Below are 26814 nucleotides of genomic sequence, written 5' to 3' on the forward strand. Positions count from 1 at the left end.
CCGGCGTCAGCGCCTCACGGCCGGCTCCGCGCCTCACGGCCGGCTCCGCGCCTCATGGCCGGCGTCAGCGCCTCACGGCCGGCGCAGCACCGGCGGGAACCACTCCGTGGTCAGCTCGCGCGCCGCCGCGGTGGACGGCGGCACCGGCTCCGGCAGGCGGGCGCAGTGGGACTGGTTCGCCGGAAGGGCGCCGGTCGCGAGGAAGGCAGCGAACTTGTCGTCGACGCAGGCGTTGCCGCGTTCCACGATGCCGTGCGTACGGCCGCCGTCTTCGATCACCAGCCGGGACCCCTTGAGCCGCCGGTTCATCTCCAGCCCGCCCGTGTACGGGGTCGCGGCGTCGTCGGTCGCCTGGAAGAGCAGGACGGGAGGCAGGGCCGAGACGCCGCCGATGTCGATCGGCCGGCCCGCCCTGGCCGGCCAGAAGGCGCACGGCGCGTTGTACCAGGCGTTGGACCACGTCTCGAACCGGAACCCCTGGGCGTACAGCCGCCGGTTGTCCTGACGCCACCGGGCCCAGTCCCGGGGCCACGCGACGTCGGTGCACTGCACGGCGTTGTAGACCGCGAAGCCGTTGTCGTCCGTCGTCGCGCCGAACGTCGTGTAGGCGTTGATCAGCGGCGCCGTGTCACCGGCCTTGTAGCGGGCCAGCGCGCTCGCCAGGAGCGGCCAGTACGACCCGAGGTCGATGTACCCGGCGATCAGAAAGGCGTCGTCGAGTTCGTCGGCTCCCACGACGCCCCCTGCCGGAGCGGCCGCGAGCTTCTCCCGGGTCGCGTAGTAGAAGTCGCGGACCGCCCGCTGGGTGGCGCCGAGGTGGTAGATCGCGTCGTACTTGGCGATCCAGCCGAAGAGCGCGTCGATGTTCCGCTCGAACGCCCGGTCCTGGTCGAGGTTGTCGTCGTACCAGACGCCGCTCGGCCGGACGTTGCTGTCCAGCACCATGCGCCGGACCCGGGTCGGGAACAGCGTGGCGTACACCGCGCCGAGGTACGTTCCGTACGACGCCCCGAAGTAGTTGACCCTTCTCTCGCCCAGCGCGGTGCGGATGGCGTCCATGTCCTCCACGGTGTCGAGCGTCCGCATGTGCGGCAGCACCGACCGGTACTTCTGCCCGCACGCCGCGGCGTAGGCCGCCGACCGCCGCAGCCAGTCCGTCTCGATCGACGCCGTGCGCGGCACGTAGTCGGGCCGTACGGGCTTGAAGTAGCCCGTGTCGCAGCTGAGCGCGGGACTGCTGGCGCCGACGCCGCGCGGGTCGAAACCGACCACGTCGTACGCGGCCTTGAGGTTCGCCGGAAGACGGCTCGCGACGCGCAGCGCGAAGTCGCGGCCGGCGCCGCCGGGCCCGCCCGGGTTGACCAGCAGTGCGCCCTGGTAGCCGGTCGTCCCGGTGTGCCTGGCCCGGGACAGGGCGAGGGTGATCTGCGGACCGCGGGGAACGGCATGGTCGAGCGGCACCTTCAGCGTGGCGCACTCGAGTCCGCTGAGGCTCTCCTCGGCGCACGGCGACCAGGTCAGGCCCGCGGCGGGCTGGGCGGGACGCGCCTGCGCCGTGAGCGGCGCGAGGCTCAGCGCGACCAACCCGGCTCCGGCCACGGCCGACGTGATGGCGAGCGTGTTCACGTAACCCCTTTCACACGGGGAGCGCAGGCGCTCCCCGCCGTGCGTGACGCACGATGGTGGTGATTCCGGAACGCGGCCGGGAGGGGCGGCCATGACCGGCCAGGTCAAAGCGCCGCCGCGAAACTGCGAGAGCCCCCGGTCGACAGGACCGGGGGCTCTCGAGACTCTACTCAGTGCGCACTACTTCGCGATCGCCGCCGCGTCGGCTTTCGCGGAAGTCGCCTTCGCGGAGGCGCTGCCCGGCACGGGCAGCGGCGGGGCGTCGCAATGCGCGTCCGCGCCGGGCCTGTTCGGCGGCAGCGCGCCCCAGCCCAGGTAGGCGGAGACGAGGTTGTTCGCGCAGGTGTCGCCGTTCGGGGTCAGCGCCACGCCGTGGTTGATCCCGCCGTTCTCGACCAGCAGGCGGGAGTTCGGGAAGCGCTTGTGCACCTCGACGCCACCGGCGTACGGGGTGGCCGCGTCGTTGGTGGCCTGGACGATGAGGATCGGCGGCAGGCCCTTCTTGCCCTTGATGGTCACCGGGGTGCCGCCGGGCACCGGCCAGTACGCGCACGGCGCGTTGTACCAGGCGTTGCCCCAGGTCAGGAACTTGTTGCCCTGCTTGTAGAGCCGCCAGTTGTCGCGATCCCACTTCTTCCAGTCGGTGGGCCACTGCCGGTCCACGCACTGCACGGCGTCGTAGACCGCGTAGTTGTTCTGGGTGAGGAAGTCGTTGGTGGGGAAGCCGCCCCACGCGTCGAGCAGCGGCTGCGCGTCATGCTTGACGAAGTAGTCCGACAGCGCCTGCGCGTGGTCCGTCCAGGTGTAGTCGCGGTAAGCGTCGGCCTGGAACGTGTCGTCGAACTCGTCCGGGCCGAGCTGCCCGTTGACCGGGTTCTTGGCGAGCGCCGCGCGGGCCTTGTAGTAGTTCGCCTTCACCGCGTCGTGCGTCGCGCCGAGGTGGTAGACCGAGTCGTACTTCGCGATCCAGGTCAGGAAGGTCTCGAAGCGCTTCTGGAACGAGACGTCCTGGTCGAGGTTGTCGTCGTACCAGACCCCGCTGGGCCGTACGACGCTGTCCAGGACCATGCGGCGCACGTGGGTCGGGAACAGCGACGCGTAGACCGACCCGAGGTACGTCCCGTAGGAGTAGCCGTAGTAGCTGGTCTTGTGCTGGCCGAGCGCGGCGCGGATCGCGTCCATGTCGCGCGCCCAGTTGGCGGAGGTCATGTACTTCAGCGCTGAGCCGTAGCGGCGGCCGCAGTCCCGCGCGTACGCCTTCGCCTTCGCCCGCCAGGCCAGTTCCTCCTTCTTGGAGGCCGGCGTGTAGTCGGGGCGGGCCTTGCCGGGCGCCTGGAAGGACGGGTCGCAGATGATGCCCTTGCCGCTGCCGTCGATCGAGCTGGCGCCGACGGCGCGCGGGTCGAAGCCGATCCAGTCGTACGTCGCGCCGACCGACGTCGGCAGGCCGTACGTGCCCTTGGCGAAGCGGGTCGGCAGGTCACGGCCGTGACCGCCGGGGCCGCCCCGGTTGAGCAGCACGATGCCCTGGTAATGCTGGGTGTCGGTGGCCTTGGCGCGCGTCAGCGCGAGCGTGATCTGCCGGCCGTGCGGATGGGCGTAGTCGAGCGGGACCTTCAGCGTGCCGCACTCCAGGCCCTGCAGCTTCGTGCCCTCGATCGGGTCGTTGGCCGGGCACGGGGTCCACGCGACTCCGGCGGCCACCGCCTGCGCGGACTCTCCCGCCGGGGTCGGCGTGGGCGTCGCCTGCCGCCCGGCGGCTCCCGCCGTCCCCACTCCGGTGAGGGCCAGGCCGACGGCGGCCGTGACCACTACGAGTTTCTTCACTTGTCCCCTCCTCCGCGCGGACTCCCCACTGAGCCCCGCAATTCGGTGGATGCCGGGGCATTGTGCGCGTGTGGCGGGTGGGGTGATCAAGAGTTAGGAATCAAGGATGCCGAATCGTGACAAATGCTGATACATCCGCTTTGGCAGCAGACAAGGTAATTCGTCGGTGAACCGGAAAAGGTGACGGCCCTCCCGGAGCAATTCCGGAAGGGCCGTAAAAGGCGTCTGTAAAGGCCTCAGGAGACGGAGACGTCGGCGCCCGGACCTTCGCCGGTGACGTCGATGCCCATCTCCTCGGCGATGCGGACGGCCTCCTCGATGAGGGTCTCGACGATCTGCGACTCGGGCACCGTCTTGATGACCTGGCCCTTCACGAAGATCTGGCCCTTGCCGTTGCCGGAGGCCACGCCGAGGTCGGCCTCGCGCGCCTCGCCCGGGCCGTTCACCACGCAGCCCATGACCGCGACCCGGAGCGGCACCGGGAAGTCCTTCAGCGCGGCCGTGACCTCGTCGGCCAGGGTGTAGACGTCGACCTGCGCACGCCCGCAGGAGGGGCAGGAGACGATCTCCAGGCCGCGCTCGCGGAGGTTCAGCGACTCCAGGATCTGGATGCCGACCTTGACCTCCTCGACCGGAGGCGCCGACAGCGAGACCCGGATGGTGTCGCCGATGCCCTCGGCCAGCAGCGCGCCGAACGCCACCGCCGACTTGATCGTGCCCTGGAACGCCGGGCCCGCCTCGGTCACGCCGAGGTGCAGCGGGTAGTCGCACCGGGCGGCGAGCTGGCGGTACGCGTTGATCATCACGACGGGGTCGTTGTGCTTGACCGAGATCTTGATGTCCCGGAAGTCGTGCTCCTCGAACAGCGAGCACTCCCACAGCGCCGACTCCACGAGCGCCTCGGCGGTCGCCTTGCCGTACTTCTCCAGCAGGCGCTTGTCCAGGGACCCGGCGTTCACCCCGATGCGGATCGGCACGCCCGCGTCCTTGGCGGCCCGGGCGATCTCGCCGACCTTGTCGTCGAACTTCTTGATGTTGCCCGGGTTGACCCGCACCGCCGCACAGCCCGCTTCGATCGCGGCGAAGACGTACTTCGGCTGGAAGTGGATGTCGGCGATGACCGGGATCTGCGACTTGCGGGCGATCGCGGGCAGCGCGTCGGCGTCGTCCTGGGACGGCACCGCCACCCGTACGATCTGACAGCCGGACGCTGTCAGCTCGGCGATCTGCTGCAGCGTCGCGTTGATGTCGGCGGTCAGGGTCGTGGTCATCGACTGGACCGACACCGGAGCGTCACCGCCGACCGGCACCGACCCGACCATGATCTGGCGCGACTTACGGCGCGGAGCGAGCGGCCTGGGCTTGGCCTGCGGAATTCCAAGATCGACGCTCATCGGCAACGCGGCGCGGAGCCCATGCCCCGTACGCCGCGCCCTCCTTCCAGTGGGTGCTCGGCAGTAAGACCAAGCCTAGGCAACTGGCGGGGATGCTGCACACGCCAGGGCCTACTGGGGAAGTTTGAGGGGATTTATTAGGTCGGCAAGGATCAACAGAACACCTAGACCCACCAGCAGGACGACGAACGCGTACGTCACGGGCATGAGCTTGGTCAGGTCGACCGGGCCCGGATCGGGCCGGGCACGCAGGCGGAAGATCCACGCCTTGATCCGTTCGTAGCAGATGACCGCCAGGTGGCCGCCGTCCAGCGGGAGCAGCGGGATGAGGTTGAGCAGCCCGACGAACAGGTTGAGTGACGAGACCAGCAGCAGGAACATGCCCATCTTCGTGCGCCAGGTGTCGCTGGAGGAGAACACCTGGCCCGAGACCTGGGCGCCACCCACGACGCTGCCCGCCTGGCCGCCCGGAGTGTTGGCCCGCTCACGGGAGAACAGCTTCGGGATCGCCTTCGGGATGTCGACGACGATGCCGCCGATGGAGGCAGCCATCTGGCCGGTGAACCGGCCCGCGAAACGCAGCGACGCCACCGGCCCCAGGGTGCGGATGTGCGGAGCCGGCTCAACCCCGAGATAGCCGTGCCCGCCCGACCGGCCGATCCGGACCCACACGGTCCTCCGGGATCCCTGCCGTTCGACCAGGACCGGCACGGCGGTGCCCGGCGGGGTCCGCTGGATCAGGCCGGCCAGGCCGTTCCACTCGCGCACGGGCGTCCCGGCGAACGAGACGATGCGGTCACGCGGTCGCAGGCCCGCCGCGGAGGCGGGCGAGACCGGATCGCGGGTCGTGCAGGTGCCACCGCTCGCCGGGACACACGGCGTGACCCTGCGTACGAGGGTGGTGGCGTCCCTGCCGTCCGGGACGCCCACCGCCACCGCGAGGACGAACAGCAGCAGGAACGCGAGGACGATGTTGATCACAACGCCCGCCACGATGACGATCGCCCGCCGCAGCGCCGGCTGGCGGTAGAACGCCCGCGGCTCGTCGGCGGGCGCGATCTCCTCCAGCGGGGTGTAGCCGACGATCTTCACGAAGCCGCCGAGCGGGATGCCCTTGACCCCGTACTCCGTCTCGCCCCGGCGACGCGACCACAGGGTCGGACCGAAACCCACGAAGAACTGCGTCGCCTTCATGCCGAAGCGCTTGGCCGTCATGAAGTGCCCCGCCTCGTGCAGCACCACCGAGAGGAGCAGCGCGAGGATGAAGGCCAGCGCTCCGAGCAGATAGGTCAACCAGACGTCAGCTCCCGTGCCCGGGTCCGCGCCCACCGGTCGGCGGCGAGCACGTCGTCCACGGTGAGCCCGCCGCCCGGATCGTCCCTGATCAGAGGGTCCGGACCGTTCGTGTGCTCGGACACTACCCGCGAGACCGTATCCACAATCGCCGGGAACGCCAGCCTTCCGGCGAGAAAGGCGGCGACGCACTCCTCGTTCGCGCCGTTGTACACCGCGGGGAACGTTCCCCCGGCCTCGCCGACCTCCCGGGCCAGCCGCACGGCGGGGAACGCCTCGTCGTCCAGCGGGAAGAACTCCCACGTGTACGCCCGCGACCAGTCGAGGGCGGGCGCGGCGTCGGGCACCCGGTCGGGCCACCCGAGGCCGAGGGCGATCGCCAGGCGCATGTCCGGCGGGCTCGCCTGGGCGATCGTCGACCCGTCCGCGAACTCCACCATCGAGTGGACGATCGACTGCGGGTGCACGACCACCGCGATCCGGTCGAACGGCACGTCGAACAGCAGGTGGGCCTCGATGACCTCCAGGCCCTTGTTGACGAGCGTCGCGGAGTTGACCGTGACCAGCGGCCCCATCGCCCACGTCGGATGGGCGAGGGCCTGCTCGGGCGTGACGTCGGTCAGCTCGGCGCGGGTCCGCCCCCGGAACGGCCCGCCGCTGGCGGTGACGACCAGCCGGCGCAGCTCGCTGCGGGCCCCTCCGCGCAGGCACTGGGCCAGCGCGGAGTGCTCGGAGTCGACCGGCACGATCTGGCCCGGCTTGGCCCGGCGCTTGACCAGCGGACCGCCGATGATGAGCGACTCCTTGTTCGCCAGCGCGAGCGTACGCCCGGCGTCGAGGGCGGCCAGCGTGGAGCTCAGACCGGCCGCGCCGTCCACGGCGTTGAGCACGACGTCGCACGGCCAGGCGGCGACCTCGGCGATCGTGCCCGGCCCGGCGAGGAGCCTGGGCAGGCGATAGTCCCCTGAGGAGTAGCCCCGCTTCTGGGCCTCGGCGTAGAGCGCGAGCTGAAGGTCCTCGGCCACCGACCCCTTCGCGACGGCGACCACGTCGGGCCGCAGGTCGAGGACCTGACGGGCGAGCAGATCGACCCGGCCTCCCCCGGCGGCCAGCCCGGCCACCCGGAAGCGGTCGGGGTTGCGGCGGATCACATCGATGGCCTGGGTGCCGATCGACCCGGTCGAACCGAGGATCACGATATCTCTGCGGGCGGCTGCGGACGGACTGTCGTCAGGCATCACGCCCCCCATTGTCCCCTGCCCCGAATCGCCCTCGACCGACGGAGGGCACCGGCGGGTACGCGCAGCGGGCGTCGGCCGTTCGGCGGAGGTACGTGGGCGGTGGCGTTGATGGGCCGATCGCGATAACGCCGTGAATCGGAGCACGCCGTCCATATGGCGATTTCTCTCCGTAGTCAGGTGAACACGCTTCGCGCTAGTGTTCCGGCCACGTCTCTCGATCGCGGTCGTTCCCCCGTGGCGGCCGCAGAAGGGCACAAGGGTCATGAAGAACTCCCCTCGCGTCGCGGCCGCGTCGGCGGCGGTCGGCGCGCTCCTGTCGGTCCCCCCGGCCCAAGCCGCACAGGCCGATCCGGCACGCCCCGCCCTCCGCGCGGCGGCCTCCCCCGGCGCCGGCCGCACCGGCTCCCATCCCGTACGCGCGGGGCACAGGGCTCCCGGCCACGGTCACCCGGGCGCGTCCTCCGGCCTCGCCCGGTCCGCGACCGCCGGCCTCGTACGCTCCGGGGCTCCCGCCCTCGGTGACCAGGACGTGTCTCCGGCCGTCCACCCGATGGCGGCGTCCCGGGTCGCGTTCGATCGGCTCGAGCGCTGGTGGACGCCCGACCGCATGCGCAGCGCGAACCCGTTGGACGACCTCGCCGCCATCCCGATGACGACCGGGCGGCCCGTCCCTGCCGGACGCCCGTCCGAGACGCCGGCGACGAAGCCGTCCACCGGGGCCGCCTGGGTCTCCGGCGGCAAGGTGGTGCAGACCGCCGGCCGGGTGTTCTTCACCTACCAGGGGCACCCGGCGTCCTGCTCGGGCAACGCGGTCACCAGCGCGAACCAGAGCACGGTCATCACCGCGGGGCACTGCGTGCGGCTCGACGGCGCCTGGCACACCGACTGGGTGTTCGTGCCCGGCTACCACGACGGTCAGGCGCCCTACGGCAAGTGGACCGCCATGCGGACGCTCACCACGGCCCAGTGGGAGGCGCGTGAGGACCTCGACTACGACGTCGGCGTCGCCACCGTCGCCCCGCTGAACGGCCGTCGGCTGACCGCCGTCGTCGGCGGCCAGGGCATCGCGTTCAACCAGGGCCGCCACCATTCGATGCACGCCTTCGGCTACCCCGCCGGGGCCCCGTACGACGGATCGAAGCTGACCTACTGCAGCGGAACGCCGAAGGACGACCCGGGCAAGACCCACGACCTCGGGCTGACGTGCGACATGACCTCCGGCTCCAGCGGCGGTCCCTGGTTCCTGGGCTTCGACGAGAGGACCGGCGTCGGCACGCAGAACTCCGTCAACTCCTTCAAGTACGACGCGATGCCGAACGTCATGTTCGGGCCGTACTTCGGCACCGCCATACAAGCCCTCTATGACAAAGCACAGAACACCTGATCGAGGGCCTCGCTTTACGCCAAGTCACGATGCCACCACGCACGGTCCTGCACACTTTCGATCCATGCCCAAGTCCGCCCGCGTCGTACGCGCCGTGTCCACCATCGGAGCCCTCCTCAGCACGCTCGGCATCGGAGCGCCCGGTCCCGCGCCGGGCGTGGCGGGGGTGACCGACCACGTGATCGCCGCCAAACGCTCGGCGATCCTGCGGTACTGGACCGTACGCCGGATGCGGCACGCCGTGACCCCGCCGGATCGGCCACGGCACCGGCCGCCGGCGGTGAGCCCGCGGGTCACGGCCGACGTCGGCTCCCCCGCCGGCTCCCCCTTTGACACCGCGGGTCGGCGGGCCACCGCCCCGGCACCGCACCCGCGCCCGCACACCACCGCCGCCACAGACGGGCAGGCCACCACCGCGCCGGACGGGCACGCCGCCACCATGGCGATCCGGCGCCCGCACACCGCCACTACGGCGGACCGGCGCACCGCCACCAGAACGATCCCTTACCCGACGGGCACCGCGCCGGTCCGGAACACCACCGGCGTCCCGGACCGGCAGGCCGCCACCGTCCCGGCCCGGGACACCACCGGCACCCCGGACCGGCAGGGCGTCGCCACGACCGGCCGGCGGGTCGTCGACGCCGCGGACCGGGGCACCGTCCGTGGTGCTCCCGGCTCGCCCTGGAGTTCGTCCGGCGCGGTGCGGGCCACGACCGGCAAGGTGTTCTTCACCATCAACGGCGGCGACTTCGTGTGCTCGGCGGGCACCATCGCCGGTGACAACCGCGACCTGGTCATCACGGCCGGGCACTGCGTGCAGGACGCCGCGGGGGCCTGGGCCCGCAACTGGCTCTACGTCCCCGGGTACGACCAGGGTCGCCGGCCGTACGGCGCGTTCACCGCCCGGCACCTGTTCGTACCGACCGCCTGGTCCGGACGGCACGACGAGAACAACGACGTCGCGATCGTGGCGCTGGCCGCGGCCGGCGGTCGCCACGTCACCGACGTGGTCGGCGCCCAGACCGTCGCGTTCGATCAGCCGCGAGGCGCCGTCGTCTACGGCTTCGGCTACCCCACCGGCGGCCACTATGACGGTGAGCGGCTGGCCTACTGCAGCGGCCGGACCTATCCCGACCGCCATCGGCTCACGCAGGACCAGGGCCTGCGCTGTGACATGTCCGAGGGGGCGAGTGGCGGCCCGTGGCTGGCCGGTTTCGACCCCGTGACCGGCAGGGGCGTGGTCACCTCGGTGAACAGCTTCAAGTACTCCGACGATCCGGCGACGATGTACGGCCCGTATTTCGACGCGGCCGTCCGCCGGGTGTACGAACAGGCGCAGCATGCGTGACCCGCAAATCCCCCACGCACGGTCGGCGGATTCTCTACTGTGGCCCGGCATGGTCAACAGCCCCCGCGTTGAACTGGTCGAGACCTCCTTCGACGACCCGATCGTGACGGGTCTCCACGTCGAGCAGGCGGCCGAGCTGGCCGCCCGGTTCGGCGCGGACGCCGACCGCCCCGCGCCGGCCGAGCCCGGAACGGTCTTCCTGGTCGCCCGTGAACGCGGCGAGCCGATCGGCTGCGCCGGGGTGCGGTGGGTCATGGCGGCGGGCGGGCATCCGTCCGGCGTGCAGGGCGCCGAGGTCGGCCAGATCTACGTCCGGCCGGAGCATCGCGGCATGGGTGTCACCCGGTTGCTGCTGCGCGGGGCCGAGGATCTCGCTCGCCGGCGCGGCTGCCGGATCGCGCGCCTGAAGGCGGCCGATCTCCGGGACGCGGGTCTGTACGAGTCCAGTGGATACGTACGCATTCCGCCCTTCGGATCCCATCCGCCGCGAAGCCTCTGCTTCGAGAAGACGCTCCGGGCGGAGACCCGCCCCTGACCCCCGTGACCGGCCGGCGTGGTCGCCCCGTCAGAACGGGGAACCCACACCGGCCGGGCCTGTCGGCACGTATCCGCCGGTCCTGCGAGGCCGGTTCCCGCTGTCCGTACTCCGGACGCGGATCCCGCCGCTCGGCTCAGCCGGACTCGCGGAGGGCGACGCGGGCGTGCAGACGCCGTAGCGGGGCGGGCAGCCACCAGTTGGCCCGGCCCAGCAACCGCATCGTCGCGGGCACGAGCAGCGCCCGGACGAGCGTGGCGTCGACGACCACGGCGACCAGCAGGCCGACGCCGATCAGTTTGATGAAGGAGATGCCGGACGTCGTGAACGCGGCGATCACGACGGCCAGCAGGAGGGCGGCGTTGGTGATGATCCGGCCGGTGCTCTGCAGCCCGGCGGCCACGGCGGCGGTGTTGTCCTGCGTCCGCTGCCATTCCTCCCGGACCCGGCTGAGCAGGAACAGTTCGTAGTCCATCGACAGACCGAACGCGACGGCCAGGATCAGCACCGGCTGCGACGCCTCGACCGTGCCGGTGGAGGTGAAGCCGAGTACGCCCGAGAGGTGGCCGTCCTGGAACCCCCAGACCATCACGCCGAAGGCGGCGCTCAGCGACAGCACGTTCATGACGAGGGCCTTGAGCGGCAGTAGGACCGATCCGAGCGCGGCGAACAGCAGCGCGAACGTCACCGCCCCGACGAAGAGCGCGGCCCAGGGCAGGACGCGTCCCAGGCTGCCCAGCAGGTCCACCAGCTGAGCGGTCTCCCCGCCGACGTACGCGGCGCCCGGCGAGGGCAGCGACCGGATCCGCCGGACCAGGTCGCGGGCGTCGCCGGACTGCGGGTCGGCGCCGAACCGTACGGCGATGTGCGTCGCGTCCCGTCCGGTGTCGGCGACCGCCGCCGCCGTGACTCCGGGGACGCCGCGCAGCCGGTTCACGTAGCCGTCGAGCTGCGGACGGGAGACGGAGCCGGTGACGACGACGTCGATCGGGGAGAGCGCGCCGTGCGCGAAGTCGCGGTCGAGGGTCGTCGCGACCGTACGGCTCTCCGCGCTGTTCGGCAGCGAGCGGACGTCGACGCTGCCGAAGCGGATGCCGAGGAAGGGCGCTCCGAGGGCGAGCAGCACGAGCGTCACGCCGACCGCGTACGCCACGGGCCGGCGCATGACGCTGTGCGCGATCCGGAACCACGGCCCGTGCTCCGCGCCGTCCGCCCGCCGCTTGGGCAGGACGCGGAGCGCGTCGACGCGCCGCCCGAGGACCGCGAGGAGGGCCGGCAGGACGGTGAGGGCGGCCACCATGTCGACGAGGACGACCGCGATGCCGCCGAGGCCCATGGACCGCAGGAACATCTGCGGGAAGAGCAGCAGGCCGCCGAACGCGATGGCGACCGTGACGCCGGAGAAGGCGACGGTGCGGCCGGCGGTCGTCATCGTGCGGGCCAGGGCCTCCCGCTCAGAATCGGTACGGCCGAGCTCCTCGCGGAAGCGCGTCACGATGAAGAGCGAGTAGTCGATGGCCAGCCCGAGTCCCAGCATGGTGATGATGTTGATCGCGAACGTGGACACGTCGGTCGTCATGGTGATCAGGCGCAGGACGGTGAACGCGCCGAGGATGGCGACGCCGCCGATCGTGAGCGGCAGGAGCGCGGACACCACGCTGCCGAAGATGACGACGAGCAGGACCAGCAGGATGGGCATCGAGATCGTCTCGGCCCGCGCCAGGTCCTTCGAGGTCTGGTCGTGGAGCTGGCTGTTGACGGCGACGGTGCCGCCGCGCAGGGTCGTGAGGCCGGGCGCGGCGAACCGGTCGCGGACCTTCTCGTAGGTCGTGACGCGTGCGGGGACGTCGGCCCCGGCGAGCCGTACGGCGACGTAGGTCGCGTGCCGGTCGCGGGAGACCAGCGCCGGCGAGCCGGTGTTCCAGAACGTCGTGACGCCCCGGACCTGGTCGCGGGGCAGCCGGTCGAGGGTTCGGGTGACGGCGTCGCGGAAGGCCGGGTCGTCGACCGTGCGCGTCGCGCTCTCGTAGAGCACGACCAGGTCTCCGGCGGGCGGGCCGATCCGTTCGTTGATGAGCGCGGTGGCCCGCGCCGACTCCGAATGTGGATCCTCGAAGCCGCCGCCCTTGAGCGCCCCGAAGACCTGGGTGCCCCACACGACGGCGAGGACGGCGAAGACGGCGGCCGCGCCCAGGACCCACCGGCGTCGGCGGTGGGTCAGGCGGGCGAGTGATTCGAGCATGGTCGGCTCCCCCGGAGTAACCTGTTATCGACGATCAGAAGAGTTAACACCGTTTATTCGTTAACAGCGTTTACCGAAGCACACATCGTTAACGAATGTCAAGGGAGCAGCGTGACGACCCGCCGCGAACGCATGCGCGAGGCCACCGTGCGCGAGATCCAGGAGGCGGCGCGCCGGCACCTGCGGGCCCACGGCCCCACGGGCATCTCCCTGCGGGCCATCGCCCGCGACATGGGCATGACCGCGCCCGCCCTCTACCGCTACTACGCGAGCCTGGACGACCTCATCGCGGCCATGATCGAGGGCTACAAGGGCGAGATCCGCGAGACGATCGAGGCGGCCCGGGACACCCTGCCGGCCGAGAATCTCAGCGGCCGGCTCGCCGAGGCGTCGCGGGCCTTCCGGCGCTGGGCGCTCGACCACCGGCCGGAGTTCACGATGATCTTCGGGGCTCCGCTCCCGGGGTACGAGCCGCCGGCGAAGGACGCCGACCCCTCCCCCATAGGCTTCGGCGCCGTCTTCTTCACCATGTTCGCCGATCTATGGGAGCGCGCGCGGTTCGCCGTGCCCGCCGACGAGGACATCCCGCCCGCGCTGCGCGACCAGCTCCTGCACTTCGCCAAGGCGTGCGGCCTCGACCGGACCGGTATCCCGCTCGGCCTGATCCGCCTCTACGCCGGAGCGTGGGTGCGGCTGTACGGCCTCGTCGCGATGGAGGCGTTCGGGCACGTGAAGTTCATGCTGGACGACGGCGAGCCCCTCTTCGAGGCCGAACTCGCCGACATGTTCACGTCCCTCGGCTTCGAAGCGCCCGCTCCCCCGGGTCAGAGCCCCTCGGCGAGCGCCGACCAGAACTCCGACTCGTAGGCGTGGAGCATGCGGGCGGCGCGCAGCGCCTCCCGCGGGTCCTCCCCGGCCGCCAGCCCCTGCTCGATGACCGCCGTCGCCTGCTCGGCGAAGCCGGGCGGCGGCGCGGCGAAGTAGCGGAAGAAGGCGACGCCCTCCTCGGCGAGGTCGTACCGGGAGGCGAGGGCGTCGGCCGTCCGGCCGCAGTACGTCCCCCACTCCTCGAGGTTGGCCAGCATCGCGAGCGCGAGGCCGCTGCGGGTGCCCGACAGGGCGCTCCACGCGAGGTACGCCGGGTAGGCCTGCGCGAGCGGACGCGGCTCGTACGCCCGCAGGTCGTCCTCCGTCAGCCCGAGGGCGGCGGCGAAGCCGGACAGCAGGCCCAGCGCGGTGCCCTCGCCCCCGGCGAGGGCGAGGAAGAGATCGCCTGACGGCGGGTCGGGGAAGCGGGCGGCGAAGAGGGCGAAGCTGCGGCGGTCGCTGCGCACGATGTGCCACTGCTCCCCCGCGAGCCAGGTCAGCCGCTCTCGCGGCACGGCCGAGGCCTCCAGCAGGTCGAGGAAGCGGTTGCCTCCCGGCGGGTTCTCCGCGCGGGCACGGCGGACGAGGTCCTCGGCGGCGGTCATGGCATCAGCCGAACATCAAGGTGCCGCCCGCGTCAATCGGGACGCGCGGAGTCGTCCTCTTCGAGCGGCCGGACGGGGTGGTGCCCGTCGAGGCCCAGGCGTTCGCGGATCTCCCGCTGCACCGTCTCCGGGTCGTGCTGCGCGTCGACCCCGAAGACGAACTCCTTACGCCGGAACAGCTCCAGCACCGGGTTCGTCTTCTCGTGGTAGTCGCGCAGGCGGGCGGCGAGCGCCTCGGGAGTGTCGTCCTCCCGGGTGACCAGCTCGCCGCCGCAGACGTCGCAGCGACCGGGCCGTTTCGGCCGGTCCTCGATGAGGTTGTAGTCCATGCCGCACACGGAGCAGAGCCGGCGGGCGAGGACCCGGCGGCGGACCTCGGAGTCCGGCAGGTCGAGGTAGATCACGCCGTCGATGTCGTAGCTCTCGAGGAAGAACTCGGCCTGGCGCCGGTTGCGCGGGAACCCGTCGATGATGAAGCCGTAGTTCCAGTCGTGCTGGTCGAGGCGGTCGCGGACGATCCGCTCGACGAGGTCGTCACCGACCAGCTCCCCGGCCGCCATGATCCGGCGCACCTGAGCACCGATCTTGGTGTGGTTCTTCACATGCCATCGGAAGATGTCGCCGACGCTGATCTGCACGAGGTCGTACTCGCGCGCCAGCATGGCGCCCTGGGTGCTCTTGCCGCTTCCCGGTACTCCCATGACCACGTACTTGCGCACCGTCCGCAGGATGGCACAACGCGTGCGCCCCTGTCAGCCGGCCGGGGACTTGACACGCCGACCCGGAGGAGCGTAGTAACAGTGTTATTGACCAATAACGCTGTTTTTGAGGGGGCCTTCGATGGCAGCGACGCCTTATGCGCGGGCCCAGGGACATGGACAGTCCGCCCTGCGTACGACCCTGCTCGACATCGCGGGCGAGCTCCTGGCGACCGAGGGGCCCGAGGGGCTGTCCATGCGGCGCATCGCGTCGGCCGCGGGCTGCTCGACGACGGTCCTGTACACCCTCTTCGGCGGGAAGGACGGGCTGGTCGAGGCGCTGTACGTCGAGGGGTTCTCCCGCTTCGCTCGGCGCTTCGAGGCCGTCCGCGAGGACGACCCGCTCTTCCGCCTGTACGCGCTGGGCCACGCCTACCGCGCCACCGCGCTCGCCGCGCGCAACTACTACGACCTCATGTTCGGCCGGCCGATCCCCGGATGGGAGCCGAGTCCGGAGGCGATGAACGTCGCCCAGGAGACCTTCGGCCACCTCGAACGCGCCGTCGCCACCTGTCTGGAGGAGGGCCGCATCCCCTCGGGCGATCCGAAGGTGATCGCCGAGTCGCTCTGGTCGGTGGCCCACGGCGTCGTGAGCCTGGAGCTCGCGGGACACCTGTCCGACCCGGACGCCGTGTTCACGGCGGCCATCACCGCCATCGGAGTCGGCTTCGCGCCGACGGAGGAGGAGCAATGACCAGTCGTTTTCTGAGCGGCGCGTTCGCGCCGGCCACCGACGAGGTGACCGCCTTCGACCTGCCCGTCACCGGGCGGGTTCCCCCCGAGCTGAACGGCCGCTACCTGCGCAACGGCCCCAACCCGCTCGGGCTGGAGGACCCGGAGGCGTACCACCTGTTCGTCGGCGAGGGCATGGTGCACGGCGTCCGGCTGCGCGACGGCCGCGCCGAGTGGTACCGCAACCGGTGGGTCCGGTCGCGGGACGTCGCGAGCCGGCTCGGCGAGGAATGGCCCGGCGGCCCCGACGAGGAGGACTTCGACTTCGCGGCCAACACGCACGTCCTCGCCCACGCGGGCCGCACGCTCGCACTGGTCGAAGCGGGCCCGCGCCCGTACGAGCTGTCCTATGAGCTGGACACGGTCGGCCCGTTCGACTTCGGCGGCACGCTGCCGGGGGCCTACACCGCGCACACGAAGCACGACCCGCGCACCGGCGAGCTGCACGCGGTCGCGTACCACTTCGGCTGGGAGTACATCCAATACCTCGTCGTGGACGCCCAGGGCGCCGTCACCCGCACGGTGAACGTCCCGGTGCAGGACGGCCCGATGATGCACGACTTCGCGCTCACCGAACGCCACGTGATCCTGTACGACCTGCCGGTGACCTTCAGCATGGACCTCGCGGCCGGCGGTGCTCGGCTGCCGTACGCCTGGAACCCCGCGCATCCGGCACGCGTGGGGATCATGCCCCGGGACGGCGACGGCTCCTCCGTGCGCTGGATCGACATCGATCCGTGCTTCGTGTTCCACACCCTCAACGCGTACGAGGACGGGGACCGGCTCGTCGTCGACGTGGCGCGGTATCCGGAGATGCTGGTGGGCGGCCGGCTGGAGGAGGTCCCGGCGCCCGCCCTGGACCGCTGGACGATCGACCCCGCGGCCGGGAAGCTCTCATCCCAGCGCGTCGACGACCGGCCGCAGGAGTTCCCCCGGGTCGACGAGCGTCTCGTCTCCGAGCCGCACCGCTACGGCTACACGGTGAGCGCGGCGGAGCTGCTCCGCACGAAGGCCGGCGAGGCGCTGCTCAAGCACGACTATATGACGGGCGTCGCCGAGGTCCGGGAGTTCGCGGCGGGCGCCGCCGTCGGAGAGGCGGTCTTCGCCCCGCGCTCGCCCGACGCCGCCGAGGACGACGGCTATGTCATGGCCCTGGCGTTCGATCCCGAACGCGGCGCCACCGACCTCGTCATCCTCGCCGCGCAGGATTTCACCGGCGAACCGGTCGCCCGCGTACACCTGCCGACCCGAGTTCCGGCTGGCTTTCATGGCAGTTGGGTGCCTGACCAAAACTGAGTGCTAATCCCGGAGAATCGTATACGACCGGCAATTCTCCAGGGTTTTGCCCTGCCTTGTGGTTTCCCACACTGACGCCTCACCAGACCCCCGGTAGAAATGGAGGCCGAACGGAGCCGAGAAGTTTGGGGGGACGTCATGGCCCGTTCCACACCGACATTCGATCCGAGGGGCCTCACCATCGAGCAGTGCTGGGGTGAGGCATGCGTGATCTGCCACAAGAGGTGGCCCCGGCCCCGTGTGCACGTCGGCCGGCTGCCCGACGACTCTCGCGTGTTCGCCTGCGACGAATGCGCCCCCGCGCTGCGCATTCCGGTCCAGCAGACCCGGGGCCGGCGCGCGAAGATCAGAGCCTAACCGGAAAAGGACGTCCTGGGTCCGGGGGGAGCCCGGGACGCCCGATGAGAGACGCGCGCTCGGCGGGGGCGGCCGAGCGCGCGTCTCCTCTTTTCGGTCATCCGCCCCGGGCACTGATCAGTGTCGGGCGGCCTGCCAGGCGCGGGTCCAGGCGGCGTAGTCGGCGCAGTCCTCGCCCGGTCCGCCACAGTCCTTCGTGGGCGTACGGGCAAAGATGATCTTGTTGAGGTACGACCGGTCGCCGACGTGGTAGGCGGTGCAGAACTGGGCGCGCAGCCGGTCGTGCCCGCAGGCCTCCGGATTGGCCGGGGCGACGCCGTCCCACTCCGCCACCTGCTGCTGGACCTCCGGGGAACTCACCCAGTTGAGCCACTGGTACATGCAGTTGGGATGACTCCCACGGGCCCCGATCATCCAGGCGTCCATCCAGCCGGTGACGCCCTCGCGCGGGGTCACCCCGGCGACGGACCGGCCGCTCCGGCTGAGCACGTCCACCTGGTAGGGCCAGACCTGGCCCAGGGCGGCCTGCCCGTCGGCGAACGGCGCGATGGCGTCGGACGGGTTGAGCCAGTACGTGCTGACGTACGGGTGCTGCTTGGCGATGACCGACTGCGCCGCGGCGAGCTGCTTGCCGGTCAGCGCGAACGGGTTCTTGATCTTCAGCTTCGGATCGTGCGCCTTGAGGTAGAGGGCGACGTCGCCGAACGTCAGCGGGCTGTCGCGGACCACGAGACGGCCGGCGTACTTCTTGGCCTCCGCCGGATCGAACAGCGCGCCCCAGCTGTCCGGTGCCGTGCGCACGACCTTCTGGTCGTACATCAGGAGGTTGGCCCCCCAGGTGAAGGGCACTCCGTAGGACTTGCCGTCCTTGGTGAGCTGCGCGCGAAGGGCCGGTTCGAGGTCCTTGTAACCGTCGATCAGGTCGGGGTTGACCGGCACGACCTGGCGGTCCGCCACGAGCTGCCCGGCGATCTCCGGCGGCGCGGCGATGCCGTCGTAGCGGAGATTCGGCTTCGACATCAGCTGGAGCATCTCCTGCGCGTTGGCCGCGTACTTGACGTCCACCCGGCACCGGGCCTTCTTCTGGAACGGCGTGACCCAGTCGACCCGGGGGTCGTTGGAACCGTCCTCGGCGTAGCCGCTCCATGTCAGGAGGGAGACCGAGCCCTCACCCGGTCCCATGGTGTCGGCCGCGCGGACCTCGCGCACGCGGTGGCCGCCGCCCCCACTGCCACCGCCACCGCTGCAGCCGGCCAGGCCGAGCACGGCGGCCAGCACGGCCGACACGGCTGCCGCGCGCCGTCGTGAAACCCTCATCCCGCTCCCGTCTCATGGAACACGTCTCTCGCGAGCGTAACGACATGTGCGGGTGAGTGCGGACCGGACCCACGATCAGGAGAAATGGAGGTCCGGGCAACCGTGCCGGGGGCTACACGGTTGCCCGGACTCCTGCGGCCTCAGGAGAGCGCCCCTCTGCGGTCACGCCTGTCACGGAGGTGTTGGAGGGGGAGGCGGCGTGACCGACAAATGCTCGCCTGAGACCGCGGCTCGGGTGCGACGGTCTCGGGTCGCGTACGGCGGCGGGTCATCGGAACGACCCACCGGGTCGGGAGGCGGCGGGAAGCCTGCCCGGTGCGGCGCCCGGCGACGCGCCGCGGGTCTGATAGGGGATGCGGGGACGCGCTTTGAGCGCCTCGATGGACTCGACCAGCTCCTTCACCGTCGGAGCCTCGATGAACTCGCCGGGCCCCCGGTCGTTGGGAGGGAGTGCCCACCAGTGGCCGGTGGCGTCGCCGAACCAGATCGTCCACTCCGGGTAGCGCGCCGCCAACACGGCGAGCAGTGAGAACGGCGTCTGGTCGGGCGAGTCGTCGGCAGACATGGGGTGCTCCCTGGCAACCGGGGAACTTCTGAAGTTTGCGCCAACAGCTATCGACAAACGCAGTGTGTCGTATGCCACAGAGCAGGTCAAGAGCTCCGGCTAGTATTTGTAGTTTTGGCTGTCAAGCTGCCGGCTCAGGGCAAACCAATACTCGCGGAAGCTGAGACTTTTTCAAGATGATCGGATGCTCGCGGCGGACACGCGAAGATGATCTTGCTCAACCCCCTGTGGACGGGCCCCTCGGCCCCATCGTGGCCCAGCCTGCCGCCCGAGACCACCCTCCGCCACCCCGCTTTGACCTCCAGGTGACAACCACCCGATTTAACGCCGTCCGGAAATCCCGCTGAACGTGAATTGAAAACAGGCCGCCGATATGAAAATTCAGCGACCTGCGCAATGAACCGGGCATCAAGCTCTTTAATGTCGAATGACGGCACCCGGGACGAGTGGCTTGGAACGCACCATGCCGCCCCTTCGTCGCCGGGACGCCGCGAAGCGTCCCCCAGCCGGCCCGGACGTGCGTGATCGCGCCCGCCGGCCTGCGGGCGCGATCACGCCGACGCCGGTCAGCCGTTCGTGGGGAACCCCAGGTTGACGCCGCCGTGGGACGGGTCGAGCCACCGGGAGGTGACGACCTTCCCGCGCGTGTAGAAGTGCACGCCCTCGGTGCCGTGCACGTGAGTGTCGCCGAACAGCGAGGCCTTCCAGCCGCCGAAGGAGTAGTAGGCCATCGGCACCGGGATCGGGACGTTCACGCCGACCATCCCGACCTCGACCTCGTTGGTGAACCGCCGGGCGGCGCCCCCGTCGTTGGTGAAGATGGCGGTGCCGTTGCCGTACGGGTTGGCGGCGATCAGCTCCATGCCGGTCTCGTACGACGACGTCCGTACGACCGACAGGACGGGACCGAAGATCTCGTCCCGGTAGCAGTCCATCTCCGGCGTCACGTGGTCGAGGACCGTCGGGCCGAGCCAGAAGCCGTCACCGCCCGGCAGGGCGTGCTCGCGCCCGTCCACGGCCAGCGTGGCGCCCTGGGCGACGCCGCCGTCGAGGTAGGACGTGACCTTGTCCCGGTGCGCCCCGGTGACCAGCGGGCCCATCTCGGAGCCGTCGCGGTCGCCGGGTCCGACGGTCAGCTTCGCGACCCGCTCCTTGATCTTGGCGATCAGCTCGTCGCCGACCGGGTCGACGGCGACGACCGCGGAGATCGCCATGCAGCGCTCCCCCGCCGAGCCGAACCCGGCGGAGACGGCCGCGTCGGCGGCCAGGTCCAGGTCGGCGTCGGGCAGCACGATCATGTGGTTCTTCGCGCCGCCGAGGGCCTGCACCCGCTTGCCGTGCGCGGTGCCGGTCTCGTACACGTAGCGCGCGATCGGCGTGGAGCCGACGAAGCTCACCGCGCTCACGTCCGGGTGGGTGAGCAGCCCGTCGACGGCCGCCTTGTCCCCGTGCACGACGTTGAAGACGCCTTCGGGGAGCCCGGCCTCCTTCCACAGCTCGGCGATGAGGACCGCGGCCGACGGGTCCTTCTCCGAGGGCTTGAGCACGAAGGTGTTCCCGCAGGCGATGGCGAGGGGGAACATCCACATCGGCACCATGGCGGGGAAGTTGAACGGCGTGATCCCGGCCACCACGCCCAGCGGCTGGCGGATGGAGTAGGAGTCGACCCGCGTGGAGACGTTCTCCGAGAAGCCGCCCTTGAGCAGGTGCGGGATCCCGCAGGCGAACTCCACCACCTCCAGGCCGCGGGCGACCTCGCCGGCCGCGTCGGCCCGTACCTTGCCGTGCTCGGACGTGATCACGGCGGCGACCTCGTCGCGGTGCTGGTTGATCAGTTCACGGAACGCGAACAGCACGTTCGCGCGCCTGGTGAGGGACGCGTCCCGCCACGCGGGGAACGCCTCGCGGGCCGCCGCCACGGCGGCGTTCACCTCGTCGGCCGAGGCGAAGTCCACCCGTCCGGCGACCTGCCCGGTCGCCGGGTCGTACACGTCTCCCTGACGCTCGGCGGTCCCGGTCCAGGGCTTGCCGCCGATCCAGTGGGTGATCTGCTTCATGACGAGATCGCCTCCAGGGCGTCGACGAGGATTCCGAGCCCCTCCCTGCCCTCGTCCTCGGTGAGCGTGAGCGGCGGGGCCATCCGGATGGTGTTGCCGTACAGGCCGCCCTTGCCGATGAGCAGGCCGCGGGCCTTGGTCTCCTCCAGCATCCGGACGGCGAGTGCCGGCTCGGTCAGCTCGATCGCGAACATCAGGCCCTTGCCGCGCACCTCGGTGACGATCGGCAGCCGGGCGCCGGCTTCCCGGAGGCCGTCGATGATCTGCTCGCCGACCTTGGCGGCGTTGGCCTGCAGGTCGTGGTCGAGGATGTAGTCGAGCGTCGCGTTGGCGGCGGCGGTGGAGATCGGGTTGCCGCCGAACGTCGACAGGCCGGTCGCGTGCAGCGAGTCCATCAGCTCGCCACGGGCGACGAGGCCGCCGATGGCGAAGCCGTTCCCGAGCCCCTTGGCGAACGTCATCATGTCGGGCGTCACGCCGTGGTTCTGGATGCCCCAGAAGTTCTGGCCGGTCCGGCCCCAGCCCGTCTGCACCTCGTCCGCGATGAACAGGATGCCCTCTTCGGCGAGGACCTCCTGGTACGCCGCGTACAGCCCGTCCGGCGGAACGGTGTAGCCGCCGACGCCCTGGATCGGCTCGGCGATGATCGCGGCCACGTCGCCGGCCGTCACGGTGGCGAGGTTGTGCCGCAGGTCCGCCACGCAGACCTCGATGTAGTCGGCGTCCGAGAGCCCGCGGAACTGCGGCAGGTGCCGGTCACCGCCGTGCAGGAAGTTCACGGTCAGCGGCGACAGCCCGTTGTTCTTCCAGGTGCGGTTGCTGGTGATCGCGGTCGCGCCGAACGAGCGGCCGTGGTAGCTCTGCCGCATGGCGAAGACCTGGTTGCTCTTGCGCGCGTACGTCGCGAGCAGCAGGGCCGTCTCGTTCGCCTCGGTCCCGGAGTTGGTGAAGAACACCTTGGCGTCGTCGATGCCGGAGAGGCGGGCGATCTTCTCGGCGAGCTCGACCTGGCCGCGCATCAGATAGAGCGTCGAGGTGTGCACGACCCCGGTACGGAGCTGGCGCTCGACGGCCTCGCGCACCTCGGCGAGGTCGTAGCCGAGCGTGTTGGTGACGATCCCGGCGAAGAAGTCGAGGTACGAGCGGCCGTCCGCGTCGGTGACGCGGTTGCCCTTCCCGCTGACGATCTCGATGGGCTCGTCGTAGTAGAGGGCCATCCAGTTCGGCATGACCGCGCGATGACGTGCAAGCAAGTCCGACATAACACGAGTCTTCCCGCTGAACACCCCAAAGCGCCACCCGACAGACTGTCAACGTCGATACGCCACATCTGTCAACGTGTCGGGCGTGCCGCCGACTTCAGAGCTCGTTGAGGCGGCGGGCGAGCCGGAAGTCGTACTCCGTCAGGCCTCCGGCGACGTGCGTGCTCTGCGTCAGGGTGACCTTGTTCCACCGGATCGCGATGTCCGGATGGTGGTTCAGCTCCTCGGCGACCTCCGCCACCCGGTTGACGAACACCATCGCCTCCTTGAAGTCCTTGAACGTCACGGTCTTGACGATCGCGTCCTCGGCGCGCTCCCAGCCCGGGGTCGTCGCCAGCTCGCGGTCGATGGCGTCGCTGTCCAGCCGATCCATCTGGCTCCTCCTACCGTGGGTTCCGTAGCATCACAATTGTGCTGCCCACTCTGGCCGACGTCTTGCGGCTCGACGCGGTCCGGCGGGGCGAGCCCCGGATCATCGCCGGCGCGGACCACCTCGACAACCGCGTGCGGTGGGTCCACTCCGCCGAGGTCACCGACATCGCCCACCTGCTGCGCGGCGGCGAGCTCGTGCTCACCACCGGCATCGCGCTGCCGGACGATCCGGCCCGCCTCCGCACGTACGTCGCCGAGCTGGCCGACGTGGGCATCAGCGGCCTCATCGTCGAGCTGGGCCGCAAGTACGCGCGCGAGCTGCCCGACGCGTTCGTCGCGGCGGCCGAGGAGCACGGCCTCCCGCTCATCGCCTGGGCCCGGGAGACGCCCTTCGTCGACGTCACCGAGGCCGTCCACGCTCGGATCATCGACGCCCAGCTCGCCGAGCTGCGCGCCTCGGAGAAACTGCACGAGGTGTTCACCCAGCTGTCCGTCGACGGCGCGCCGCCGGCCGAGGTGGTCCGCCAGGTGGCCGGCCTGGCAGGGCATCCCGTCGTGCTGGAGAACCTCGCCCACCAGGTGCTCGCCGCCGAGATGGCCGGCTCCGACCCCGCCGAGCTGCTGACCGGCTGGGAGATCCGCTCACGCGCCGTGAGTCCCGAGGAGCGCACCGCGTACGACGAGTCCTCGCGCTGGCTGATCACGGTCGTCGGCGCGCGCGGCGAGGACTGGGGACGGCTCATCATCACCTCGATGGACCCGCCGTCACCCCGCGACGTCGTCCTCATCGAACGCGCGGCGACCACCCTCGCCCTCGGCCGGCTGCTCGACCGGCACGCCGAGAGCCTCGAACGCCAGGCCCACGGCTCGATCATCAACGGCATCCTCGCCCACGCGTACGCCGACCCGCAGGAGGCCGCCGCCCGCGCCCGCGCACTCGGCGTACCGCTCACCGGACGCCGCCTGCTCGGCATCGTGGTCCTCCCCCGGGCGTCCGCCCGGCCCGCCCCTCTCCCGGCCCTCGGCCTGAAGGACGACGACGCCACGTCCTCCACCGACTCGATCGCCGACCTGGCCGAGGCGACCGCCGCCGCCTGCCGGGAGGCGAACCTGCCCGCCCTCGTCGGCACCCTCGACGAGAGCTCCCCGCAGGCCCGCGTCGGCGTGCTCGCCTCACTCCCCTCCCGCGCCGTCGAGGACGACGTCCTGTGCGAGGTCGCGCGCCGCCTCCGCGCCCACCACTGCGGAACGGCCGGCCGCACGACGGATCCGGGAGGCCGGACCGCACGCCCGAGCGGCGGCGCGGAGGCGTTCGTCATGGCCGTAGGCTCGACCGTGGAGTCCGTACGCGACGTCCGCCGATCGTTCCTGGAGGCCGAACAGGTCGCCGACGTCGCCGCCGAACGCACCGACCGCCGGCTCTTCTACCGCCTGCCCGACCTGCGGCTGCGCGGGCTACTGCACCTGCTGCGCGACGACGCGCGCCTGCAGACGTTCACCGAACGCGAGCTGGGACCGCTACTGACGTACGACGCGCAGCGCGGCAGCGACCTCGTCCACGTGCTCGGCCTCTACCTGGGAAGCGGTCGCAACAAGGTCCTCACCGCCCAGCGCGCCCACCTGTCCCGCCCGGCGCTGTACGAGCGGCTCCGCCGCATCGAACGCGTACTCGCCGTGGACCTGGAGGACGTCGAGTCCTGCGCCTCCCTCCACGTCGCCCTACTAGCCCTCGACGCCGTCCGCAAAGACCACCCCTGACCCCACGGCGGCCCGCGACGTCCGCCGCGAGCGGGCCGGTGATCCGGCCGGGCAGCCGGATTGGTGCAAGGACGACCTGCCGACCGAGCCGAGCAGGCCTCGGATGGGCCGGCGATCGGACGGACCGGCGCGGGTGCGAGGCACCCGCGCCGGTCCGTGCCGGTCAACCGGCCGAACGACCGGTGAGCGCGGCGGCCTCCTCCGGTGCCAGACCGTCGAGAGGGGCGACTTCGACGCAGCCTCCCGAAGCGTTGCTGCGGATGGATTTGCGCCACGGGAGCCTGAGCTGATCGATGCGGGTCATCTGGGCCTTTCCTAGGGTCGAGACGCCGCCAGCCGACGAAGGACGGCGGCGGATTCGTCGATGCCGACCGCCTCAGCGACAAGTCGGTTGAACACGAGCGAGTAGGCATGGACGTCGGCGTCGTCCTCGAGGTACAAGGCGCTACTTAAGGCTTCGATGTACCCAACATCCGGCATGAAACGCTCCGGGAACTCCAGGATGGCGAAGGTGCCCGCCGCGCCTGGATGCGCGCCGACGTCGTGCGGCAGGACCTGAATGGTGACGTTGGGGAGCTCGGCCAGCTCGGCGAGACGAGCGTATTGGGCCCGCATGACGTCCACACCGCCGATCATGCGGCGCAGGACGTTCTCGTCGATGACGCACCAGAGCTCCAGCAGGGGCTTTCGCTCGGTGAGATTCACTTGCCGGTTGAGGCGCACCTCGACCCGCCGCTCGACCTCGGAGTCGGGGGCGAGCTGCATGAGCCCGGCTCGGATCACCTCCCGTGCGTAGTCCTCGGTCTGCAGCAGGCCGTGGACGACCAGCGCGTCGTAACACCTGAGCGACCGGGCTTCGGTTTCCAGGGCGATGTAGGTGGCGTACGCGGCGGGCAGGGTGTCGGTGTAGCGATGCCACCAGCCGCGTTCTCGTGCGCCGCGGGCCAGCTCCACGAGGTCGGCGCGGCGCCGGCCGTCCACCTTGTAGGTGTTGAGGAGCCGTTGGAGCTCGACGGGTTTGATCCGTCGTACGGCGGTCTCCATCCGGCCGAGCGTGGCGCGGCTCCACTTGAGCCGTTCCGCCGCCTGGTCGAGGGTGAGACCGGTCTGTTCGCGAAGACGCCTTAGCTCGATCGCGATCCGGCGTTCGCGGATGGTCGGTGAGGGATCCGGCACGAGCCCAGTGTGGCGACGTCACTCAGTGCAATCAATCGGTTTCGGATTGTTACCGAACGGTACATCGTGAGAATTCTCAGCGAACCGCTTGCGCGGATGAGCAGCGCGGAGCACTATGCGTAAGAACCCGAACACGCCATGTGATCGAGGGGGTCGCTCGAGTTGGGTACGGCAGGGAACCACAGGCGCGCCGCAACGTCCTCGGCCGCTTGAGTCACCACCGCTCCGGCAGAGCCGGCCCCCGACCCACCCCTCGGGTCCGTGTCGTGCTCCCGGGACCACTGGGAGATCGGCCATCTCCCCTGGCCCTCGGCACTCACCCCATCCGACGGGAGGGCGCACCACCGTGACCGCCACGCTCCACGAGACGACGTCGACCGCCACCACCGCCATGATGTGCTGGCGCCGCACGTTCCCCGGCCGCCCGGACCAGGCTCGGCTCGTCCGCCGGTTCGTGGCCTTCCTCCTCGACGACTGCCGCCGCGCCGACGACGCGGTCCAGGCGGTGGCCGAGCTCGCCGGCAACGCCCTCATCCACACACGCTCCGGCCGGCCCGGCGGCACGTTCGTCGTCGAGGTACGCCGCTGGGACGACGGCCTCGCCGTCTCCGTCACCGATCAGGGCGGGTCGCTCGAGGACAGCGGCCCGCACCGAAGACCGCAGGACGACGACCTCGCCGAGAACGGCCGCGGCCTCCCCATCGTCGCCGACCTCGCCACCCGCGTCACCTGGACCGGCGACCCCGACCACGGCCACACGGTCACCGCCACCTTCACCTGACCGCCCCGTGCCCTCCGCGCG

At 70.9% G+C, this 26814-nt stretch carries 23 protein-coding genes; 8 read left to right on the forward strand and 15 right to left on the reverse strand.

All coding sequences use genetic code 11. From position 1 onward, the window contains the following. Positions 1 to 72: 72 nt before the first annotated feature. The 5 genes from ACYVF7_RS46190 to dxr all read right to left on the reverse strand — a co-directional run bounded on the left by ACYVF7_RS46190 (position 73) and on the right by dxr (position 7378). Positions 73 to 1626: an alpha/beta hydrolase gene (locus ACYVF7_RS46190; protein ID WP_460352366.1), complete on the reverse strand. Its 1554-nt coding sequence runs from the start codon at positions 1624 to 1626 to the stop codon at positions 73 to 75. A gap of 180 nt (positions 1627 to 1806) precedes the next feature. Beyond that, entirely contained in the window at positions 1807 to 3453 is a 1647-nt protein-coding gene (locus ACYVF7_RS46195) for an alpha/beta hydrolase (protein WP_460352368.1), read from the reverse strand. 236 nt (positions 3454 to 3689) lie between these two features. Then, complete coding sequence (ispG, locus tag ACYVF7_RS46200) at positions 3690 to 4847, reverse strand: flavodoxin-dependent (E)-4-hydroxy-3-methylbut-2-enyl-diphosphate synthase (RefSeq protein ID WP_460352370.1); 1158 nt, start codon at positions 4845 to 4847, stop codon at positions 3690 to 3692. A 111-nt stretch (positions 4848 to 4958) separates the two neighbouring features. Beyond that, complete coding sequence (locus tag ACYVF7_RS46205; RefSeq protein WP_460352371.1) at positions 4959 to 6140, reverse strand: M50 family metallopeptidase; 1182 nt, start codon at positions 6138 to 6140, stop codon at positions 4959 to 4961. Next, a complete protein-coding gene (gene dxr / locus ACYVF7_RS46210; RefSeq protein WP_460352373.1) occupies positions 6137 to 7378 on the reverse strand; it encodes a 1-deoxy-D-xylulose-5-phosphate reductoisomerase in 1242 nt (413 codons plus the stop codon). The genes ACYVF7_RS46205 and dxr overlap by 4 nt, the downstream gene beginning before the upstream one ends. Positions 7379 to 7643: 265 nt before the next feature. Here dxr and ACYVF7_RS46215 point away from each other — a divergent pair, with 265 nt between their 5' ends. The 3 genes from ACYVF7_RS46215 to ACYVF7_RS46225 all read left to right on the forward strand — a co-directional run bounded on the left by ACYVF7_RS46215 (position 7644) and on the right by ACYVF7_RS46225 (position 10648). Then, complete coding sequence (locus tag ACYVF7_RS46215; protein ID WP_460352375.1) at positions 7644 to 8765, forward strand: trypsin-like serine peptidase; 1122 nt, start codon at positions 7644 to 7646, stop codon at positions 8763 to 8765. Positions 8766 to 8829: 64 nt separating this feature from the next. Next, on the forward strand, positions 8830 to 10113 hold the full coding sequence (locus tag ACYVF7_RS46220; RefSeq protein WP_460352376.1) for a trypsin-like serine peptidase: 1284 nt from the start codon (positions 8830 to 8832) through the stop codon (positions 10111 to 10113). Between the two features lie 49 nt (positions 10114 to 10162). After that, positions 10163 to 10648 (forward strand): GNAT family N-acetyltransferase, encoded by a 486-nt coding sequence (locus tag ACYVF7_RS46225; RefSeq protein ID WP_460352378.1) that lies wholly within the window; start codon positions 10163 to 10165, stop codon positions 10646 to 10648. 136 nt (positions 10649 to 10784) lie between these two features. Here ACYVF7_RS46225 and ACYVF7_RS46230 read toward each other — a convergent pair whose 3' ends face one another. Then, a complete protein-coding gene (locus ACYVF7_RS46230; RefSeq protein ID WP_460352379.1) occupies positions 10785 to 12890 on the reverse strand; it encodes an MMPL family transporter in 2106 nt (701 codons plus the stop codon). Positions 12891 to 13001: 111 nt separating this feature from the next. Between ACYVF7_RS46230 and ACYVF7_RS46235 the strand changes: the two genes are divergently transcribed. Then, positions 13002 to 13757 (forward strand): TetR/AcrR family transcriptional regulator, encoded by a 756-nt coding sequence (locus ACYVF7_RS46235; RefSeq protein WP_460352381.1) that lies wholly within the window; start codon positions 13002 to 13004, stop codon positions 13755 to 13757. Here the strand turns inward: ACYVF7_RS46235 and ACYVF7_RS46240 are convergent. Both ACYVF7_RS46240 and ACYVF7_RS46245 read right to left on the reverse strand, forming a co-directional pair. Further along, positions 13715 to 14362: a thiaminase II/PqqC family protein gene (locus ACYVF7_RS46240; protein ID WP_460352383.1), complete on the reverse strand. Its 648-nt coding sequence runs from the start codon at positions 14360 to 14362 to the stop codon at positions 13715 to 13717. The genes ACYVF7_RS46235 and ACYVF7_RS46240 overlap by 43 nt on opposite strands. Positions 14363 to 14394: 32 nt before the next feature. Further along, a complete protein-coding gene (locus tag ACYVF7_RS46245) occupies positions 14395 to 15081 on the reverse strand; it encodes an adenylate kinase family protein (RefSeq protein WP_460352384.1) in 687 nt (228 codons plus the stop codon). Between the two features lie 121 nt (positions 15082 to 15202). Between ACYVF7_RS46245 and ACYVF7_RS46250 the strand changes: the two genes are divergently transcribed. Both ACYVF7_RS46250 and ACYVF7_RS46255 read left to right on the forward strand, forming a co-directional pair. Further along, positions 15203 to 15814, forward strand: coding sequence for a TetR/AcrR family transcriptional regulator (locus tag ACYVF7_RS46250; RefSeq protein WP_460352386.1), 612 nt, complete (start codon positions 15203 to 15205; stop codon positions 15812 to 15814). Beyond that, positions 15811 to 17148, forward strand: coding sequence for a carotenoid oxygenase family protein (locus ACYVF7_RS46255; RefSeq protein WP_460352388.1), 1338 nt, complete (start codon positions 15811 to 15813; stop codon positions 17146 to 17148). Before ACYVF7_RS46250 ends, ACYVF7_RS46255 begins: the two co-directional genes overlap by 4 nt. A gap of 474 nt (positions 17149 to 17622) precedes the next feature. Here ACYVF7_RS46255 and ACYVF7_RS46260 read toward each other — a convergent pair whose 3' ends face one another. The 5 genes from ACYVF7_RS46260 to ACYVF7_RS46280 form a co-directional block, all read right to left on the reverse strand. Beyond that, on the reverse strand, positions 17623 to 18822 hold the full coding sequence (locus tag ACYVF7_RS46260) for an extracellular solute-binding protein (RefSeq protein ID WP_460352390.1): 1200 nt from the start codon (positions 18820 to 18822) through the stop codon (positions 17623 to 17625). Between the two features lie 268 nt (positions 18823 to 19090). After that, complete coding sequence (locus tag ACYVF7_RS46265; RefSeq protein WP_460352391.1) at positions 19091 to 19387, reverse strand: hypothetical protein; 297 nt, start codon at positions 19385 to 19387, stop codon at positions 19091 to 19093. A 566-nt stretch (positions 19388 to 19953) separates the two neighbouring features. Next, the gene (locus ACYVF7_RS46270; RefSeq protein ID WP_460352393.1) at positions 19954 to 21444 is read right to left on the reverse strand and encodes a CoA-acylating methylmalonate-semialdehyde dehydrogenase; all 1491 of its coding nucleotides are present in this window, start codon (positions 21442 to 21444) and stop codon (positions 19954 to 19956) included. Continuing rightward, entirely contained in the window at positions 21441 to 22706 is a 1266-nt protein-coding gene (locus tag ACYVF7_RS46275; protein ID WP_460352394.1) for an aspartate aminotransferase family protein, read from the reverse strand. Before ACYVF7_RS46275 ends, ACYVF7_RS46270 begins: the two co-directional genes overlap by 4 nt. 97 nt (positions 22707 to 22803) lie before the next feature. Next, the gene (locus ACYVF7_RS46280; RefSeq protein ID WP_460352395.1) at positions 22804 to 23079 is read right to left on the reverse strand and encodes a 4a-hydroxytetrahydrobiopterin dehydratase; all 276 of its coding nucleotides are present in this window, start codon (positions 23077 to 23079) and stop codon (positions 22804 to 22806) included. A 38-nt stretch (positions 23080 to 23117) separates the two neighbouring features. Here ACYVF7_RS46280 and ACYVF7_RS46285 point away from each other — a divergent pair, with 38 nt between their 5' ends. Then, entirely contained in the window at positions 23118 to 24836 is a 1719-nt protein-coding gene (locus tag ACYVF7_RS46285) for a PucR family transcriptional regulator (protein WP_460352396.1), read from the forward strand. Positions 24837 to 24999: 163 nt separating this feature from the next. Here ACYVF7_RS46285 and ACYVF7_RS46290 read toward each other — a convergent pair whose 3' ends face one another. Continuing rightward, a complete protein-coding gene (locus ACYVF7_RS46290) occupies positions 25000 to 25140 on the reverse strand; it encodes a DUF397 domain-containing protein (protein WP_460352397.1) in 141 nt (46 codons plus the stop codon). An 11-nt stretch (positions 25141 to 25151) separates the two neighbouring features. Further along, on the reverse strand, positions 25152 to 26012 hold the full coding sequence (locus tag ACYVF7_RS46295; RefSeq protein WP_460352399.1) for a helix-turn-helix domain-containing protein: 861 nt from the start codon (positions 26010 to 26012) through the stop codon (positions 25152 to 25154). A gap of 346 nt (positions 26013 to 26358) precedes the next feature. Between ACYVF7_RS46295 and ACYVF7_RS46300 the strand changes: the two genes are divergently transcribed. Next, the gene (locus tag ACYVF7_RS46300; protein ID WP_460352401.1) at positions 26359 to 26793 is read left to right on the forward strand and encodes an ATP-binding protein; all 435 of its coding nucleotides are present in this window, start codon (positions 26359 to 26361) and stop codon (positions 26791 to 26793) included. Positions 26794 to 26814 lie beyond the last annotated feature (21 nt).

Source organism: Actinoallomurus acanthiterrae, from assembly GCF_054775715.1.